This is a genomic window from Bacillus sp. MC1252 (assembly GCF_056838025.1).
Map to the genome: position 1 here is coordinate 1917364 of NZ_CM166369.1, position 14534 is coordinate 1931897.

General features: G+C 40.9%; 20 protein-coding genes and 1 pseudogene. 6 read left to right on the forward strand and 15 right to left on the reverse strand.

Going from position 1 to position 14534, the window contains the following annotated elements:
- Positions 1–117: 117 nt before the first annotated feature.
- Positions 118–1503 carry a S41 family peptidase gene (locus tag ACYH0L_RS09550; protein WP_482353991.1) on the reverse strand — a complete coding sequence of 462 codons (1386 nt, stop codon included), beginning with the start codon at positions 1501–1503 and terminating at the stop codon, positions 118–120.
- A gap of 151 nt (positions 1504–1654) precedes the next feature.
- Between ACYH0L_RS09550 and ACYH0L_RS09555 the strand changes: the two genes are divergently transcribed.
- Positions 1655–2353 (forward strand): class I SAM-dependent methyltransferase, encoded by a 699-nt coding sequence (locus ACYH0L_RS09555; protein ID WP_099728730.1) that lies wholly within the window; start codon positions 1655–1657, stop codon positions 2351–2353.
- Between the two features lie 92 nt (positions 2354–2445).
- Positions 2446–2697, forward strand: a complete 252-nt coding sequence (locus ACYH0L_RS09560) for a hypothetical protein (RefSeq protein WP_099728729.1) — start codon at positions 2446–2448, stop codon at positions 2695–2697.
- 50 nt (positions 2698–2747) lie between these two features.
- Here ACYH0L_RS09560 and ACYH0L_RS09565 read toward each other — a convergent pair whose 3' ends face one another.
- The 5 genes from ACYH0L_RS09565 to ACYH0L_RS09585 all read right to left on the reverse strand — a co-directional run bounded on the left by ACYH0L_RS09565 (position 2748) and on the right by ACYH0L_RS09585 (position 5652).
- Positions 2748–3578, reverse strand: a complete 831-nt coding sequence (locus ACYH0L_RS09565) for a M15 family metallopeptidase (protein ID WP_482353992.1) — start codon at positions 3576–3578, stop codon at positions 2748–2750.
- Between the two features lie 68 nt (positions 3579–3646).
- Complete coding sequence (gene deoD / locus ACYH0L_RS09570) at positions 3647–4342, reverse strand: purine-nucleoside phosphorylase (protein ID WP_034319185.1); 696 nt, start codon at positions 4340–4342, stop codon at positions 3647–3649.
- Positions 4343–4454: 112 nt separating this feature from the next.
- Positions 4455–4772: a hypothetical protein gene (locus ACYH0L_RS09575; protein WP_099728727.1), complete on the reverse strand. Its 318-nt coding sequence runs from the start codon at positions 4770–4772 to the stop codon at positions 4455–4457.
- Positions 4773–4826: 54 nt separating this feature from the next.
- Positions 4827–5435, reverse strand: a complete 609-nt coding sequence (locus ACYH0L_RS09580; RefSeq protein WP_482353993.1) for a phosphatase PAP2 family protein — start codon at positions 5433–5435, stop codon at positions 4827–4829.
- A gap of 46 nt (positions 5436–5481) precedes the next feature.
- Complete coding sequence (locus tag ACYH0L_RS09585) at positions 5482–5652, reverse strand: YozD family protein (protein WP_099728725.1); 171 nt, start codon at positions 5650–5652, stop codon at positions 5482–5484.
- Between the two features lie 119 nt (positions 5653–5771).
- On the opposite strand from ACYH0L_RS09585, the gene ACYH0L_RS09590 reads away from it, so the two are divergent.
- Positions 5772–5906, forward strand: a complete 135-nt coding sequence (locus tag ACYH0L_RS09590; RefSeq protein WP_256498704.1) for a hypothetical protein — start codon at positions 5772–5774, stop codon at positions 5904–5906.
- Here the strand turns inward: ACYH0L_RS09590 and ACYH0L_RS09595 are convergent.
- The 7 genes and pseudogenes from ACYH0L_RS09595 to ACYH0L_RS09625 all read right to left on the reverse strand — a co-directional run.
- A complete protein-coding gene (locus tag ACYH0L_RS09595; RefSeq protein ID WP_099728724.1) occupies positions 5903–6583 on the reverse strand; it encodes a hypothetical protein in 681 nt (226 codons plus the stop codon). The genes ACYH0L_RS09590 and ACYH0L_RS09595 overlap by 4 nt on opposite strands.
- A 149-nt stretch (positions 6584–6732) precedes the next feature.
- The gene (locus ACYH0L_RS09600; RefSeq protein ID WP_099728723.1) at positions 6733–6957 is read right to left on the reverse strand and encodes a YozE family protein; all 225 of its coding nucleotides are present in this window, start codon (positions 6955–6957) and stop codon (positions 6733–6735) included.
- Between the two features lie 79 nt (positions 6958–7036).
- Positions 7037–7318, reverse strand: coding sequence for a YokU family protein (locus ACYH0L_RS09605; RefSeq protein WP_099728722.1), 282 nt, complete (start codon positions 7316–7318; stop codon positions 7037–7039).
- Positions 7319–7320: 2 nt separating this feature from the next.
- Positions 7321–8721, reverse strand: coding sequence for a lysine 2,3-aminomutase (gene kamA / locus ACYH0L_RS09610; RefSeq protein WP_099728721.1), 1401 nt, complete (start codon positions 8719–8721; stop codon positions 7321–7323).
- Between the two features lie 118 nt (positions 8722–8839).
- Positions 8840–10216 (reverse strand): sigma-54 interaction domain-containing protein, encoded by a 1377-nt coding sequence (locus ACYH0L_RS09615; RefSeq protein WP_249705124.1) that lies wholly within the window; start codon positions 10214–10216, stop codon positions 8840–8842.
- Positions 10177–10311 carry a hypothetical protein gene (locus tag ACYH0L_RS09620; RefSeq protein ID WP_283775132.1) on the reverse strand — a complete coding sequence of 45 codons (135 nt, stop codon included), beginning with the start codon at positions 10309–10311 and terminating at the stop codon, positions 10177–10179. Before ACYH0L_RS09620 ends, ACYH0L_RS09615 begins: the two co-directional genes overlap by 40 nt.
- 60 nt (positions 10312–10371) lie before the next feature.
- Positions 10372–10547 (reverse strand): annotated as a pseudogene (locus tag ACYH0L_RS09625) (glycosyltransferase family 2 protein); the annotation flags it as partial.
- Positions 10548–10916: 369 nt separating this feature from the next.
- Here ACYH0L_RS09625 and ACYH0L_RS09630 point away from each other — a divergent pair.
- On the forward strand, positions 10917–11333 hold the full coding sequence (locus ACYH0L_RS09630; protein ID WP_099728719.1) for a hypothetical protein: 417 nt from the start codon (positions 10917–10919) through the stop codon (positions 11331–11333).
- Positions 11334–11348: 15 nt separating this feature from the next.
- The gene (locus ACYH0L_RS09635) at positions 11349–12311 is read left to right on the forward strand and encodes a CgeB family protein (RefSeq protein WP_099728718.1); all 963 of its coding nucleotides are present in this window, start codon (positions 11349–11351) and stop codon (positions 12309–12311) included.
- On the opposite strand, the gene ACYH0L_RS09640 is transcribed toward ACYH0L_RS09635, so the two are convergent.
- Together ACYH0L_RS09640 and ACYH0L_RS09645 are read right to left on the reverse strand one after the other, a co-directional pair.
- On the reverse strand, positions 12233–12436 hold the full coding sequence (locus ACYH0L_RS09640) for a hypothetical protein (RefSeq protein WP_456007519.1): 204 nt from the start codon (positions 12434–12436) through the stop codon (positions 12233–12235). The two genes, ACYH0L_RS09635 and ACYH0L_RS09640, sit on opposite strands and share 79 nt — an antisense overlap.
- Before the next feature lie 69 nt (positions 12437–12505).
- Positions 12506–13228 carry an acylneuraminate cytidylyltransferase family protein gene (locus ACYH0L_RS09645; RefSeq protein WP_249705125.1) on the reverse strand — a complete coding sequence of 241 codons (723 nt, stop codon included), beginning with the start codon at positions 13226–13228 and terminating at the stop codon, positions 12506–12508.
- 270 nt (positions 13229–13498) lie between these two features.
- Here ACYH0L_RS09645 and ACYH0L_RS09650 point away from each other — a divergent pair, with 270 nt between their 5' ends.
- Positions 13499–14527, forward strand: coding sequence for an SDR family NAD(P)-dependent oxidoreductase (locus tag ACYH0L_RS09650; RefSeq protein ID WP_099728716.1), 1029 nt, complete (start codon positions 13499–13501; stop codon positions 14525–14527).
- Positions 14528–14534 lie beyond the last annotated feature (7 nt).

Here is a 14534-nt window from a genome sequence, read left to right on the forward strand (position 1 = left end):
CCTAGACTTCAAAGGTTTTCTATCACGCTGAAAAGAAGACAAAGGGCTAAAATAAACATCATTTTAGCCCTTTGTCAACAATCTAAAAGCAGTCCCCTGATGAGGACTGCTTTTTCTTTATTTCATTTCTTTTTTTAAGACTTCAAGTGCTTTTTTCATTTGCGTATCATTTTTCTTTAGCTTATCTTGGATGTTTGTCATGAGTACCGTCGTTGTATCCCCTGTGAGAATACCGTCTGCCTTCAGATCATGATCTGTTTGGAAGCTTTTCACGATAGACTGGAATGCTTGATCATACTCACCATTTGCTTTTGCTTTATAGCCAAGTGCTTGGAACATTTTTTGAGCCGCTTTGACTTCATCACCATTATCATTGAGCTGATACGTCTTTTTAGGGCTTAAATATGGCAGCTTCGCATAACTTGGCAAAGATGCTTTCACCTGTGGTTCAATTCCTTTTTTGTGAATCCAAGAACCGTTCGGTGTCAGCCACTTCGCAATGGTTAACTTGACACTAGAACCATCATTATAGCTTTGCGCATTCTGAACAGTTCCTTTACCGAACGTCTTTTCACCAACAATTTGAATGCCTGATGATTGGTGCAGAGCAGCCGCCATGATTTCAGCAGCGCTGGCTGAGCCGCCGTTTACAAGGACAACTGCCGGTTGATGGACTTTGCGTTCTTTTTCAGCCTTGTACACTTGTTTCTTCCCTTTTTCTTCAACCTGCATAATGACTTTTCCTTTATCGATAAAGTCATTACTCATTTCAATCGCTTCTGTCATAATACCGCCTGGATTATCTCTCAGGTCGATGACAAATCCTTTTGCCCCTTTTTTCTCGAGGTCATCAATCGCTTTATCTAGCTCTTTAGATGTTGTTTCAGCAAAGGACGTAATTTGGATTTCTCCTATTTTATCTTTTGTTAATTTTGCATAAACCGTTTCAAGTGGAATGGTGTCTCTTGTGATGTTCACATCTACATTGCCAACACCTTGCCGATTGAGATGCAGCTTGACATCCGTTCCTTTTTTGCCTCTGATGAGAGAGACTGCTTTGTTTACCGACATTCCTTTTGTACTTTTTCCATTCACCTTTAAAATACGATCATGAGGTTTCAAACCAGCTTTTTCAGCAGGAGAGCCTTTAATCGGCGCGACAATTAAAATTTGTCCATCCTTTTCTTCTACTTGTGCACCGATTCCTTCAAATGAGGAAGAAATGGTATTGTTAAATCCTTCGGCTTCCTCCTGATCCATATATGTAGAGTATGGATCATCAAGTGATGCAATCATTCCTTGAATCGCACCATCTACTAGTTTTTGATCATCCGTTTTTTCGTAATACTCATCTTTTACTTTCGTATAAGCAGCCATGAGTTTACTAAACTTCTCATCTCCTGAGACACTGACAGCACCTTGTTTTGTGATCACAAATGTAATCGCTGAGGAAAGTGCAGCTATCACCAGAATGGCTATCACGAACTTGAATTGTTTTTTCAAAAAAACACCACCTTTATCTCCTTTCATTATTATCAAGGACGATTCTCCATCCGTCAACCAAAGGATCAAACTTCTATTTGAAAAGATAAGCCACTTGACTCTGCATTGCATAATCTTTAGAGAGGAATATGATAAGGAAAGAAGGGATTTCATGAGTGATTATGTAGAAATGCTTGCCTATTTTGGCGTATCGGGTGCCCATCCTGGTGGAATTGAGTTAACGAAATCGATGATTGAGCATATAAAACTGACGCCGGATGCGCGTATACTGGATGCCGGATGCGGTACGGGACAAACGGCTGCGTATTTAGGAAATTTAGGTTATCAGGTGGAGGCGATTGATACGCACCCTTTGATGATTGAAAAGGCCAACCTTCGATTCGAGCGAGAGGAACTGCCGATCCGTGCCTTGCAAGCATCCATTGAACAGCTTCCATTTCCAGATACAGCTTTCTCTCTACTGATCAGTGAATCTGTTTTAAGTTTCACCGAATTACCTGCGGCGCTTGCTGAGATTAAACGGGTGCTTTCCCCTGGAAGTCAATTGATCGCAAATGAAGCTATGTTAAAAGCACCTTTGAAACCGGAAGAGCTGGCAGTTGTTCGAGATTTTTATGGCTTCCACTCCCTCTTTTCGCTTGAAGAATGGAAAGAGCAGCTAATAGCGGCAGGCTTCCGTGACATTCGGATTCTCTCATTCGATGAACACATGGTGCAGGAGGAGCCTACAGAAATGGATTTATCTGAACAAATACCGCCTTCTCTTTACGATACACTGCAAACACACTATGACCTCATTCAAGCGCACCGGGAACATCTGAGTCACATTCTATTTGAATGTACAGTATAAAATGAGCAAAACTCCTATATGTTTTGTCCAAACTCTATGAGGTCTCTCGCATAGGATAAGAGTGAAAAGAGTTTGTCATAAGGAGGAAAAACATGGAGCGCTACTACAAGCTTTGTCAGCAGCATATGGGGAAAGTCGCTAGAATTACCGATCGTAATGGCAGAGTGCATGTTGGACGTATTGAGCGGGTGACAAACCGCAAAGTTTATATTCGTCCAGTCGGTGGGTCTCGCCAAGGCTTTGGCTTTGGTTATTACGGAGGATATTATGGCTGGGGTGCAGCTTATGGCATTGGTCTCGGATTCATTACCGGCTTCGCACTAGCAGGATTGTTCTTTTTTTAAAAGGAGAATAAAAGAAGGCCCCCCAAACAGCTGGGAGGCCTTTTATTTGTTTAGATTTTCTTCACTTTGTTCATGTACTCTTCAAATGTTAAGTCGTGATCATGCATCGCTTTTGCTGCTTCTTTTCCAACATAGCGCAGGTGCCACGGCTCATATTCAAATTTCGTGATGTCTTCTTTTCCTTTTGGATAACGAATGATAAAGCCATATTGATAAGCGTTTTTAGCAACCCATTTGCCATCAGGTGTTTCACCAAACTTTTCAGAGATCTCAAAGCCGGCACTCTTTGAGGAAATGTCCATTGCGAGACCTGTTTGATGTTCACTTTCGCCTGGTAAAGCTACTGCTTCTTGGGCTTTGTCTTTCCCTTTTAATTTGACCTCACTGTCAAAAATGACTTTTTGACGGTCGTAGGAGCGATAGCCAGATACAGCAGCCAGTTCGAAGTTTTCCTTTTTCGCGCCTTTGAATAACTTCTCAAGTGCTTCCGCTGCTTCTTTACGAATATATCGTTTTTCAATATCCTCTGAAAAAGAGAATTCTACTTTTGGTACAACGAGATCAGAAGGTTTATAGGTTCCTGGCAGTGCGTATTCTTTGTTGACTAATGCTAGCACATTTTCAGGATTTTGTATGGTTTTCAGCCCACTGACAACCTTGATGTCATTGAAATGTTCACTCTTTAACGTCAGCTCTTGATCAGATGAATCTGCCGTATCATTTGAGTTTTGCTGGGATGTTGAACTTGCTGTGTTTTTTTGTTCGTTTGTTTTGCTTGATTCAGATGTACCGCTTTTTTGATCCAGCCACTGGCAGCCTGATAGTGCCGCTGTCAAACCAAGAATTGATGCGATTGAGAGTATTTTATAGCTTTTCTTCATGACATACCTTCCTTTTGCTCTACTAAAAAAATAAAGATGCGCTACATCGTAGCACACCCTTTATATTATTATAAAACAGAGTCTAGTGCAATTAAGATCATTTCGTCAAAAGTCGTTTGACGCTCTTCAGCAGTTGTTTCTTCTCCTGTCAGAACATGATCACTTACTGTCAGAATCGATAACGCTTTTCTACCAAATTTTGCAGCAAGCGTATAAAGAGCTGTTGTCTCCATTTCAATCGCTAGGATACCGTATTGATCCATAAGTTCAAGTGGTTTTTCATTGTAAAATTGGTCTGCTGTAAATACATTTCCGACACGAACGGCTACATTTTTTGCTTCTGCTGTGTCGTAGGCTTTCTTGAGAAGACCAAAATCAGCGCAAGGCGCGTAATCAATCGGTCCAAATGCCACACGGTTCATTTGTGAATCTGTTGAAGATGTCTGGGCTAAAATGACATCACGCACATTGACATCCTTTTTGATCGCTCCGCAAGACCCAACGCGGATTAAGTTTTGAACATCATAGCTTTGAATGAGTTCATTCACATAAATCGAAATAGATGGTACGCCCATTCCAGTGCCTTGTACAGAAACGCGCTTTCCTTTATAGGTTCCAGTAAAACCATACATTCCACGCACTTCGTTATAGCACTCAACATCTTCTAAATATGTATCTGCTATATATTTCGCACGAAGCGGATCGCCTGGCAGCAATACCGTTTCTGCAATTTGTCCTTTTTCTGCTCCAATATGTACACTCATTTTTTAGCCTCCACTTACGTTTAACATGTGTTTTGTCCTATTTATTATAAACGATTGAGACCTAAAAAGAAAATACCAGCTGGATCGAAAGCTGGTATCCTAGATCATCTATTTAACTTATCGTCATCAGTCGTTCACTGCGTTTCCACCCTGCCGGAAAGAGCTGATAATAGCATTTCCCCTTTTTCCTATCATCAATCACAACGATATCCCCTGTTGTGATAAACCGCGCATTGTAATCATTAGGGACTGTATCATGTACATTAAATGTCGAGAATGCTTTTTCCAGAACATCAAGGTGTGTTCTGCCGCCAATCTTTGTCCGGTACACAGGCTGATGCCCGCTTGCAGCACCATATTCAGGTGTCTGATAAATGGTTAAGTGATATGCTGAAGGTTTCTTTTGAAAAAATCTCAACGTCAATTGCATTCAAATCCCTCCCCTTTTATATAAAATTGGCTGGGATCTGTCAATTTCCTTCTTCTATTTTTGTCGAATGACAGGCAACCTTTCGTCAATCTTTTTATATAGAAGAAATAAAGCTAGTCCTATCGCAAAGCCTCCCGTGACATCTGTCAAATAATGGACACCAATATACATCCGGCTGATGCCAATCAAAAACACGCATAGTCCTGTGATCAGGTAGACGGTTTTTTGTTTTTCTTTCAGCCACGGAATCATCTCAACTAATAGATATGCGATAAAAGGATAAATCGTCGCTGCATTCATCGAATGTCCACTCGGAAAGCTGTAATAGGTTTCATTGACAAGATGATCAAAGGCCGGACGCTCTCTAGCAAACAGCCCCTTTAGTTCATGATTGATTGTTTTTTCTGTAAGATATAATAGAAAAAGCAGCATGATAGAGTAGTAGCGCTTATACACTAGGAGTACCACACTAAAGATGAGCATGATTGGAACTAGCAGCGCGCTGATGCCAAAGTCCGTCGCAGCCAGCATGACATCATTTATAAAAGGGAGTCTGATGTTCTCAAACCATAGGATGACCTGGTTGTCCAATTCCTGAAATACACCAGATACCATGAGCGCAGTGATGGCACCAAATAAAATGAAAAGAAATAGGATATACACGCGAAAGATTCCCCTCCCTCCTCAGAATCTCTTCAAAGTATAGTGCCTACCACGCCTCTTCTTCAACTATCATTGCTTTCCTCAGCATATATTCAAATGTAATGTCAGCCAGCTCAAACGTTTCTAGCTCAGTCGGTATGTACCCTCTTTTGACCAGCTCCATGTAGAAGAATTCCGCAATTTCCTCTGTATCAATCACCAAATCTGCTTCTTTCATTGCCTTCCGCCTCCTTTTTTATGATGTATGAACGCTGCCTGTTTTTTATTACAGTTTGTCATAATGGCTCATTCCATACATATAAATGCATTAAACAAAAAGAAAAGGGGCTTGAGGCAATGAAATGGTTAAGCATATTAGATGGAGAAACGTTTGATCAGGTGATGGGCCGTATCTTGAGGGGATGGTTTTATGTGATTGTATTTTTATGTGTACCTTATTTTTTATTCGTGTTAGGACAAGTCTTTCTTTAACCAAAATGCTCGTTTAAACTTTCCAAAATAAAATCCATCATATCCTTATATTCTGGATCTTGGAAAAATTCGTAGAGAATTTTATAATCATTGTAAATATCAAGAAGCTCATCCACTATAGATACAGCGAGGAATTCTAGTGGTGCTTCGCTTTCTTGTTTCTCTCCCAACTGTAATAGAGCCGTTTGTACCATATCTTCCTCTATTTCTTTTGAGGTTTCTCCCACGTAATGCACAAAAAGAAGCTGATGAACAAACTGGTCCATCTCATATTTCCTTAGGACAAGCGTTAAGTCTTCCTCCTCTGTTTCCAGCCACTCTCCGTCCTTTAGCCTCGTGAGTTCGTAAATCACATCTTCCCAGCCATCTTCAAGGTAGCGCCAAATTTCAGTCCGATGACCAATGATTTTAAATAGCTCTTTTCCGTAATCTTTTACATATACAACATCGCCAATGAGGAACTCATATTCAATGTCCAGCTTTTCTGTATCCACAATCACTCCGTCGTACTCATCGTAAAGCTGCAGTGATGTTTCAAAATAAAGCACCTCATTATGATTGACCTCATATAAATAGTGCTGGTCAATTTGATGGACTTTTGTAATCGTTCCGACTGTGCCGTACATGACAACGACGACAATATCCCCTACTTGATATTTTGGTGCTTTCGCCTTCATTCTGTCTCCCCCTTGCCCGACTTTTGGTCTTAACGTATCGTATGCCGGCGCAAGGAATTCTGCATGGGCAACCACACCATGCAAAACGCCATTTTATTTCTCCATCAAAAAACCGCTTCTCCCATCCGGAACAAGCGGTTGTATGTGTGTTATTTTTTTTTGACTTCTACTTCGTATTGTTCAAACGCTTCGTCAAATGTAGTCATCGAGTTTAAATAATCGCCATTCAATTCTAAATAGGCACACAGCTCATGATAATCAGTGGAAGCTTTAGGAAAGCTGTGATCTTCATAAGCAGCATTTGCAAAATGACTGATTTCATCTTTCGGTTTTGGATGTCTGTACTTCATTAAATAATGGTAAAACGACTTCACCTGGTTTTCCCTCCGCGACACTCTATTTTGTTGTTATATTATACAGGAATTTGCTGACTTGTATAGGCGGAGGTACAACTTATGATGAAAAATCAAAGTAATTTCGCTTTAATAACCGCTCCATGCTCATTAATTCTTCGTATGACATTTTTTCTGGAAGTTTTGTTTGGTCCACTAAAATTAATTGATCTTCTATCTCTTTTACCGTCTCATCCTTTTGATATGTCATTCCGCAATGCATGCAAGAAATGGACGGCGTGTCGATAATTTCAATGGATTGTGTGCCAGTGATCAGCTCCCAATAGACGGTTGTCTGCTCCGCGTTTGCTTTGTTTTCCTCACACCAATCACATGTCAGCAAGGTTATTTCTCCTCCTTTACAGTTTCTTCTTTTTTGAGCTGCGCTTGATATTTCTTCTCTTTTAATTGATCCCGTTTTTCACGTTTGTTTTTGAGCGTATCATGCTCAGGATTTGTCTCATATGCTTCTCTTCGTTTCATCCGGCTTAAATTTTCAGGCGTAAACGATCTTGCTTCATCTTGAAATAGAGCAGTGACGCCAATTGCCGGTTCTTGTTTTTCTTCATAAATTTCATTAAAATACGCATCTCCCTGGCCTGCGACGTAATGCTCTGGCTCTGGGTACGATGTGATGACGCCTTCAAAGTTACGAAGGACGACTTTGTCAGGGCTTTGCGATAATAAATAATTTGGCTGCAGGGCGATCTTTCCTCCGCCTCCTGGGGCATCTACAACAAAGCTTGGCACTGCATAACCGCTCGTATGCCCTCTTAAGCCTTCAATGATTTCAAGTCCTTTTGAGACGGGTGTTCTAAAGTGACCAATGCCCTCAGATAAATCACATTGATAAATATAATAAGGTCTGACGCGAATCTTCACGAGATCGTGCATCAGCTTCTTCATAATTGGAACACTGTCATTAATACCCGCTAGGATCACGGCCTGATTGCCTACAGGGACACCGGCATTCACAAGACGTTCACACGCTTCCTTTGCTTCTTTTGTGATTTCAATACTTGTATTGAAATGGGTATTCAGCCAGACCGGATGATATTTTTTCAAAATCTCACACAGTTCATCTGTAATTCTTTGCGGAAAGACAACCGGCGCGCGGGTACCAATACGAATGATCTCAACGTGCGGAATGTCTCGTAAGTTTTTCAAAATGTATTCGAGCACTTGATCATTGATTAACAGCCCATCTCCGCCTGAAATTAACACATCCCGCACCTCAGGTGTTTCTCTAATATAGCCAATTGCAGCATCTAGTTGCTTTTTTGGTACGCCCATGCCGATCTGTCCGGAAAAACGTCTTCTCGTGCAATAGCGGCAGTACATGGAGCACTGATTTGTCACAAGAAACAGCACACGATCTGGGTACCGGTGCGTTAAACCTGGGACAGGTGAATCCTCATCTTCATGAAGCGGGTCTTCCAGGTCATATTTTGTTTTATGAAGCTCCTCTGCAATTGGCACAGATTGCATGCGCACCGGACATCTTGGATCGTCTGGATTCATCAGTGAGGCATAGTAGGGTGTAATGTTGAGTGGAATGGTTTTGGTGGAAATCTTCACCCCTTCTTTTTCCTCTTCTGTTAAGTTCACGATTTTTTCTAAATCATCAAGCGTTTTAACGGTATGCGTCAACTGCCAAATCCAGTCGTTCCACTTTTCCTCGGGTACATCTTTCCAAAGCTCAATGTCCTTCCAATGACGCGTTGGTTCATACAGTTTCTGATTCATATCCATTCCCCCTATCAGCATTCACTTTATACTATGCAAGTTATGTGCCAACATGGGAAAATGCCCCTATTGTTTACAAAAGGAGCTTTTTTCACCATATTTTCATGACTGGAAGTGCCTACATTTCGGCATCTGCATATTTCTTCAGTTTGTATTGCAGCGTTTGTCGAGGGATCTTTAAGGCTGCGGCGGTTCGTTTAATATTCCCGTTATGCTTACTTAAAGCTTCTTGAATCAATGTTTGTTCAAATGAAGTAACCTGACTTTTTAATGTGGACTGCTGAGATTCGTTTTCTCTCTTCTGAGCCCGTAAATGAGCAGGAAGATATGCCGGGGTGATGTCTTCCGCTTCCTTTGGCATCATCAAAACAGCATGCTCAATGGTATGTTTTAATTCTCGGACGTTCCCTGGCCAGTGGTGCGCCATAAACAATTGTGCCGTTTCTTCAGAAAGGCGGGTGACATTTTTAGAAAACTGGTGATGATAGGTTTGAATGAAATGATGGGATAGCAGCTTGATATCTTGCTTTCTCGCTCGAAGCGGTGGAATATGAAAAGATGACACATGCAGTCTATAAAATAAGTCTTCTCTTAAAATTTGCTTTTTAACCGCTTCAAATGGATCTATATTGAGTGCAGTAATGACTCTGACATCCACTTTAATGGCCTTTGCATCACCGATGCGGCGCACAACGCCATCTTCTAACACACGTAATAATTTTGTTTGCAGCGTGAGCGGCATCGCTTGCAGCTCATCAAGAAAAAGCGTGCCCCCATCTGCTAATTCAAAAAGCCCCTTGCGATCAATTGCGCCCGTATAGCTCCCTTTGACAGATCCAAACAATAGACTCTCAAGTAATGATTCTGGAAGCGCTGCGCAGTTTTGCGGAATGAACACCTGGTTTTTTCGGTCAGATTCATGGACAATGGCTTGTACAAGCACTTCTTTTCCTGTCCCTGTTTCCCCGTAGACGACAACAGACGAAGGATAAGCAGCTGCTTTTTTTGCCTTCTCAAGCATCTCTTTTAAGAGCGGATCATTTGTTAAAAATGAAGAAAAATCATGCATTTGGTCTGTCTCAGAAACACCATTCGTTCGTTTTTTTTGATCTAAACGATTTGAAAGTGCCGACAGCTTTGATACATCTTTTGCTACTTCCACTGCTCCTATTAACTTGTTATCTTCAATAATGGGCAATGTGGTGTTGACCGTTTCAATTTTTTCTCCATTTTTATTCAAATACGTTTGTAAAGAATGATAAATGGGCTTCCCCGTTCTGAGGACATGCATGAGTGTACTTGTTTTTTCAGTTAACGATGGGTACACATCAAGGATGTACTTGCCAATCACCTCTTCTTTTTGTAAACAGTCAAATTTAGCGGCATTGTGATTATAAAAGATCGTGACCCCTTGATCATCTACAACGTGAATGGCTTCATCGATGGCTTCTAAAATTAATTCAAACCAATCCGCTCTTTCGACAACCTTCCCCATTCTTTCCCCCTCACTTTCAGTGCCGGAAAATCGGCATCTATCGCCCAATTTTCAGCGGCTTGTTCGTGTTCATATGGTTCCCCTGTCCTTTTCACGTTTCGCTTTTTCCTTTCGATTTCCTGCTTTTTTCGTCTATTGCAAAAAAAGCCCCCCTTTTATGAGGAGTGCTTCCGACCTGATGTTTGATAAAGAGACATATCGAATTCTTGCAGCGATTTCCATATACAGCGGTACAATTGGCTTTTACTTCTTGAAAAAATGCAAATCGAGAAGGATGCAGCTTGATTGGCTGATAGTAAAGCGCAAATAACTTCACTACCTCAGGGACAATCTATCATACTGTAAGGAACGCTCACTCTTAGCTGATTTTTTGCATGTTTAAAAACCGCACTGTGTCAAACACTTCCCGACCATCACTCTTTGGAATACATTCCACTAATTAAGTGGTTACGTGACAATGCCTCCCACATTCCGACCATTTAATAATTGTTTAATCCCATTCTAAATTACCTCTCTTTTCATGTAATCTTTACTAGAATGTGAAATTCATTTTATTTAGCCTAAGCATTTGAAAACTTTAAAAAAATGCAAGATGATTACATGAAAAAAACGAATGATTGAGCATTCTGCTTATACCAAAAAAAGTGAATGGCATATACATAGTGGTGAGTTTAAATAAAAAAGAAAGGATGGGGAGCAAATGAGTGACAGTCGTACCGAGTTAAGAAGACAACTATTGAACCTATTCTTCAGACCGCTTAGCGACGCGTTAACAGTCAATATTGACGAAGGAGGAACCGAAATGGCAAATCAATTAAATAATCTATTAAGTGAAGTAGCTCTTGGATCATTATCAGCTTCAGCTTCAGTTTCAACCTCTGCTGGAACACCCACTTCACTTCAAGGAGCAAGATGGATTTTCTCAACACTTACACCAGGAACGGTTATTACTATTGTAACTGATTCTGGAGACGTCATTGGACCCGTTACATTTGTAACATTCGATGCTTCAACTGGTATCGTTTTTGTGACACAGGAATCTGCTGTTACACCTAACGGATCTGGAATCACTCTAATAGATGTAGATAAAATTGAAAGTGTTACCATCCCATCATAATGTGAGAGGGTTATCATGAAGCTACTTTATATCAGCTCTGGCTACGGAGGGATCTATCAAACTTTCGATCAATGGATAGTAGAAAGCTTCATCGATTCACCCTTTTCATGTTTAAAGATGGAAAGAGAATCTCTACTGACGCACATGCACAAAATCCGGACATTTTCTCCGGATTTTGTTTTCATGATGATCGGTGATCGTGTTCCAAAAGAAGTGCTTCAGCAATTCAAACAAGAACAGATACCAGTGGTCCTATGGATGACAGAAGACCCTTTTTATACAGATGTGTCAGCCAGCTGTGCACATGATGCACACATGATTTTGACAATTGACGAAGGCACACTGCCTTTTTATAAACAATTAGGTGTTCATCACGCACACTACTTTCCCATTCCGACAAATACACGTGTATTTCAGAAAAAAATGCCGCCAGCAGATTCGTTCCTCTATGATATTGCATTGATCGGTTATCCTTATCCAAATCGCATCAAATCGATCCGTGCACTATTGCAACAGCACAAATGGCGTATTCTCGTTGCAGGGAAGGAATGGCACCGTCACTTAAATAAATCTCGCAGACTATATCGTGATCTGACACTCGTGACCAATTGGCTGAACCCTCAGCAAATGGCCAAAATGTATGAGCAGTCAGCCATTATCCTTAATCCACACAGGCCTGCTCAATTTGCTTATAACCGAAACAAAGCAATGATTGAAAATATAAGTTTGAACAACAGAGCATTTGATATCGCAGCAAGTGGAAGTTTTCAATTGACGAATATAAATCCTCCAGGTGCTTTTTCAAGCTTTGCCTTTTACACTCATGAAGACGACTTGATTGAGAAAGTCGAATATTATGTATCAAATGATGAGAAAAGAAAGGCGATATCTCTTAAAAATTACGAACAAGTCGTTTCTTGGAATACATTTGACACGCTGCCATATAGGCTGTGTGAAATGGTAAAGAGCACCCTATAACCGGGCGCTTTAAATTGTTGACAAAGGGCTAAAATGATCTTTATTTTAGCCCTTTGTCTTCTTTTCAGCGTGATCGGAAACCTTTGAAGTCTTGGGAAGACGAGTACCGGCACTTGGACTGACAAAGAATGCGAGGGTTTGTCTACACGCTGGAGCGCCCTATAACAGGGCGCTTTTCCTTTTTTATATCAGTTTTATACTGTCCCTTCCGTATCTCGTCGTGCCAATAATACTTTCTCTACCTCTGTCCTATCTGCCTCAGTTTTGAAAACATGCGAATGTGTGCGATCCATGATGTATGCCCCAACAGACCCTTCTAAAAATGAGTGTATGCATTCTTTTGCATAATGAGCATGAAAAGCATATACAGCGCCATTTAGACGACCATACGTATAAGGATGTTCTTGCTTTGAAATAAAAAAATGATGATTGTCCTTATACAACGTCGCTTCATTGTTGTCATGCAGTGTCCATGTTTCGTTTGGGTTTTCTAGCGCCTCTGTAAAAGAAGCGGTACAATCATAACTTCCTTCTACAAGAAGCTCCAGGCATTTCTCAATATCAATCGGCTCTCTCAGTGGAGATGCTGGATGCAGATACAGGACAATATCAAACGTCTTCCCTTCCCGCTCTAAATAAGCAAGCGCATGCTTCACAGCTAGTAATGAAGGCGTTTGTTCAGTCACATGTGTGCTTGGAAGCTCAATGACATTTGCTCCGTAGTGGGACGAAATAATTTGAGTATTCACATCATGTGAAGAGACGATAATTTCATCTAACTCAACCATTTGGAGGAGCGGCTGAATGGTCCAATAAATAAGCGGTCGCTCCGCCAATAGACGAATATATTCATCATGATGATCTTGCTGCCTATGAAAAGCTGGTATCAAAGCTAAAATACGTTTTCCCCTATACATGTATGTTCTTCTCCCCTCACGCCCAGCTCAATATCGAGCGAAAAAACCTCCTTTACTTTTTCACCCACCATGAAGCTGTTGGCAGTATTGAAGTGTTTTTCTCTCGTTCTTTCTACTTTTTCTTTGATCTCTCCATATTCTATTAAGAAGCCAAATGAAAAGTTATAATTTGTTCACCTAATTTATGCATGAAGTGGTTTTTTTCCTCAAACGTCTGCCGCTCTTTCACATATGATGCAAAGTAGAGAAATAAGAGTTGGGGGATTGGATATGTCCAAACAGATAGAAACAAGTATGAAGACCTTTTTTCGTGACAAAACGATTTTAGTCACAGGCGGTACTGGTTCGATCGGCCGGCAAATCGTGAAAAAGTTAACAGCATGCTCTCCAAAGAAGGTCATTGTATTTAGCAAAGATGACAGCAAACAATACATGATGAAAAATGAGTATGCAGAATATCCAGAGGTCGTATTTGCACTTGGAGATGTGCGGGATGCAAGCCGCGTGAGACAGCTCGTCAAAGGGGTTGATATCATCTTTCATGCAGCAGCCTTAAAACAAGTACCCTCTTGTGAAGATAATCCATTTGAAGCCGTTCAAACCAATATCATCGGCGGGCAGCATGTTATTGAAGCAGCGATCGAACATGAAGTCAGTCATGTGGTTAACATTTCAACAGACAAAGCCGTCGCTCCGACAAATGCCATGGGTGCAACAAAATTGATTTCAGAAAAACTATTTTTCCAAGCAAACGAAAGTATTCCGAATCAAAAAACGATGTTTTGCTCTGTACGCTTTGGCAATGTGCTTGGATCAAGGGGTTCCGTCATTCCGATCATGCTCCAGCAGCTGTTAAATGAGAAGCCTTTGACCGTGACAGACCCTAATATGACACGTTTTTTTATGTCCATTGAAGAGGCTGTATCCCTCACACTTGAAGCAGCGATCATGATGAAAGGCGGCGAAACGTTCATTCTCAAGATGGAATCATTACAGCTTGCTGATCTATTAAAGGCGTTTCATGAATATGCCAGTCAAATCAACGTCGCATCTCCAGATATTCTCGTTATCGGGAAAAGACCCGGAGAAAAACTTCACGAGGAGCTCACATTCCCGCACGAGGCAGATGCACTGTTTGAACATGAACAATTTTATGCGATCTTACCGAGACCACATCTGCACCCTGCCTTCCAAAAAGTCGATTTGACCAATTACACGTCAAATGAAGCACCGCTCATTACAAAAGCGAAGCTATTCCATATCATCGAACAATTACATCACACGCATCATAAAAAATAAAAAATCG

Excerpts from the sequence above, each read along its gene's own strand:
- ACYH0L_RS09555 (WP_099728730.1), top strand. The coding sequence starts at position 1,655 with ATGAGTGATTATGTAGAAATGCTTGCCTATTTTGGCGTATCGGGTGCC.
- ACYH0L_RS09560 (WP_099728729.1), top strand. The coding sequence starts at position 2,446 with ATGGAGCGCTACTACAAGCTTTGTCAGCAGCATATGGGGAAAGTCGCT.
- ACYH0L_RS09565 (WP_482353992.1), bottom strand. The coding sequence starts at position 3,578 with ATGAAGAAAAGCTATAAAATACTCTCAATCGCATCAATTCTTGGTTTG.
- deoD (WP_034319185.1), bottom strand. The coding sequence starts at position 4,342 with ATGAGTGTACATATTGGAGCAGAAAAAGGACAAATTGCAGAAACGGTA.
- ACYH0L_RS09575 (WP_099728727.1), bottom strand. The coding sequence starts at position 4,772 with ATGCAATTGACGTTGAGATTTTTTCAAAAGAAACCTTCAGCATATCAC.
- ACYH0L_RS09585 (WP_099728725.1), bottom strand. The coding sequence starts at position 5,652 with ATGAAAGAAGCAGATTTGGTGATTGATACAGAGGAAATTGCGGAATTC.
- ACYH0L_RS09590 (WP_256498704.1), top strand. The coding sequence starts at position 5,772 with ATGAAATGGTTAAGCATATTAGATGGAGAAACGTTTGATCAGGTGATG.
- ACYH0L_RS09595 (WP_099728724.1), bottom strand. The coding sequence starts at position 6,583 with ATGAAGGCGAAAGCACCAAAATATCAAGTAGGGGATATTGTCGTCGTT.
- kamA (WP_099728721.1), bottom strand. The coding sequence starts at position 8,721 with ATGAATCAGAAACTGTATGAACCAACGCGTCATTGGAAGGACATTGAG.
- ACYH0L_RS09615 (WP_249705124.1), bottom strand. The coding sequence starts at position 10,216 with ATGGGGAAGGTTGTCGAAAGAGCGGATTGGTTTGAATTAATTTTAGAA.
- ACYH0L_RS09630 (WP_099728719.1), top strand. The coding sequence starts at position 10,917 with ATGAGTGACAGTCGTACCGAGTTAAGAAGACAACTATTGAACCTATTC.
- ACYH0L_RS09635 (WP_099728718.1), top strand. The coding sequence starts at position 11,349 with ATGAAGCTACTTTATATCAGCTCTGGCTACGGAGGGATCTATCAAACT.
- ACYH0L_RS09645 (WP_249705125.1), bottom strand. The coding sequence starts at position 13,228 with ATGTATAGGGGAAAACGTATTTTAGCTTTGATACCAGCTTTTCATAGG.
- ACYH0L_RS09650 (WP_099728716.1), top strand. The coding sequence starts at position 13,499 with ATGTCCAAACAGATAGAAACAAGTATGAAGACCTTTTTTCGTGACAAA.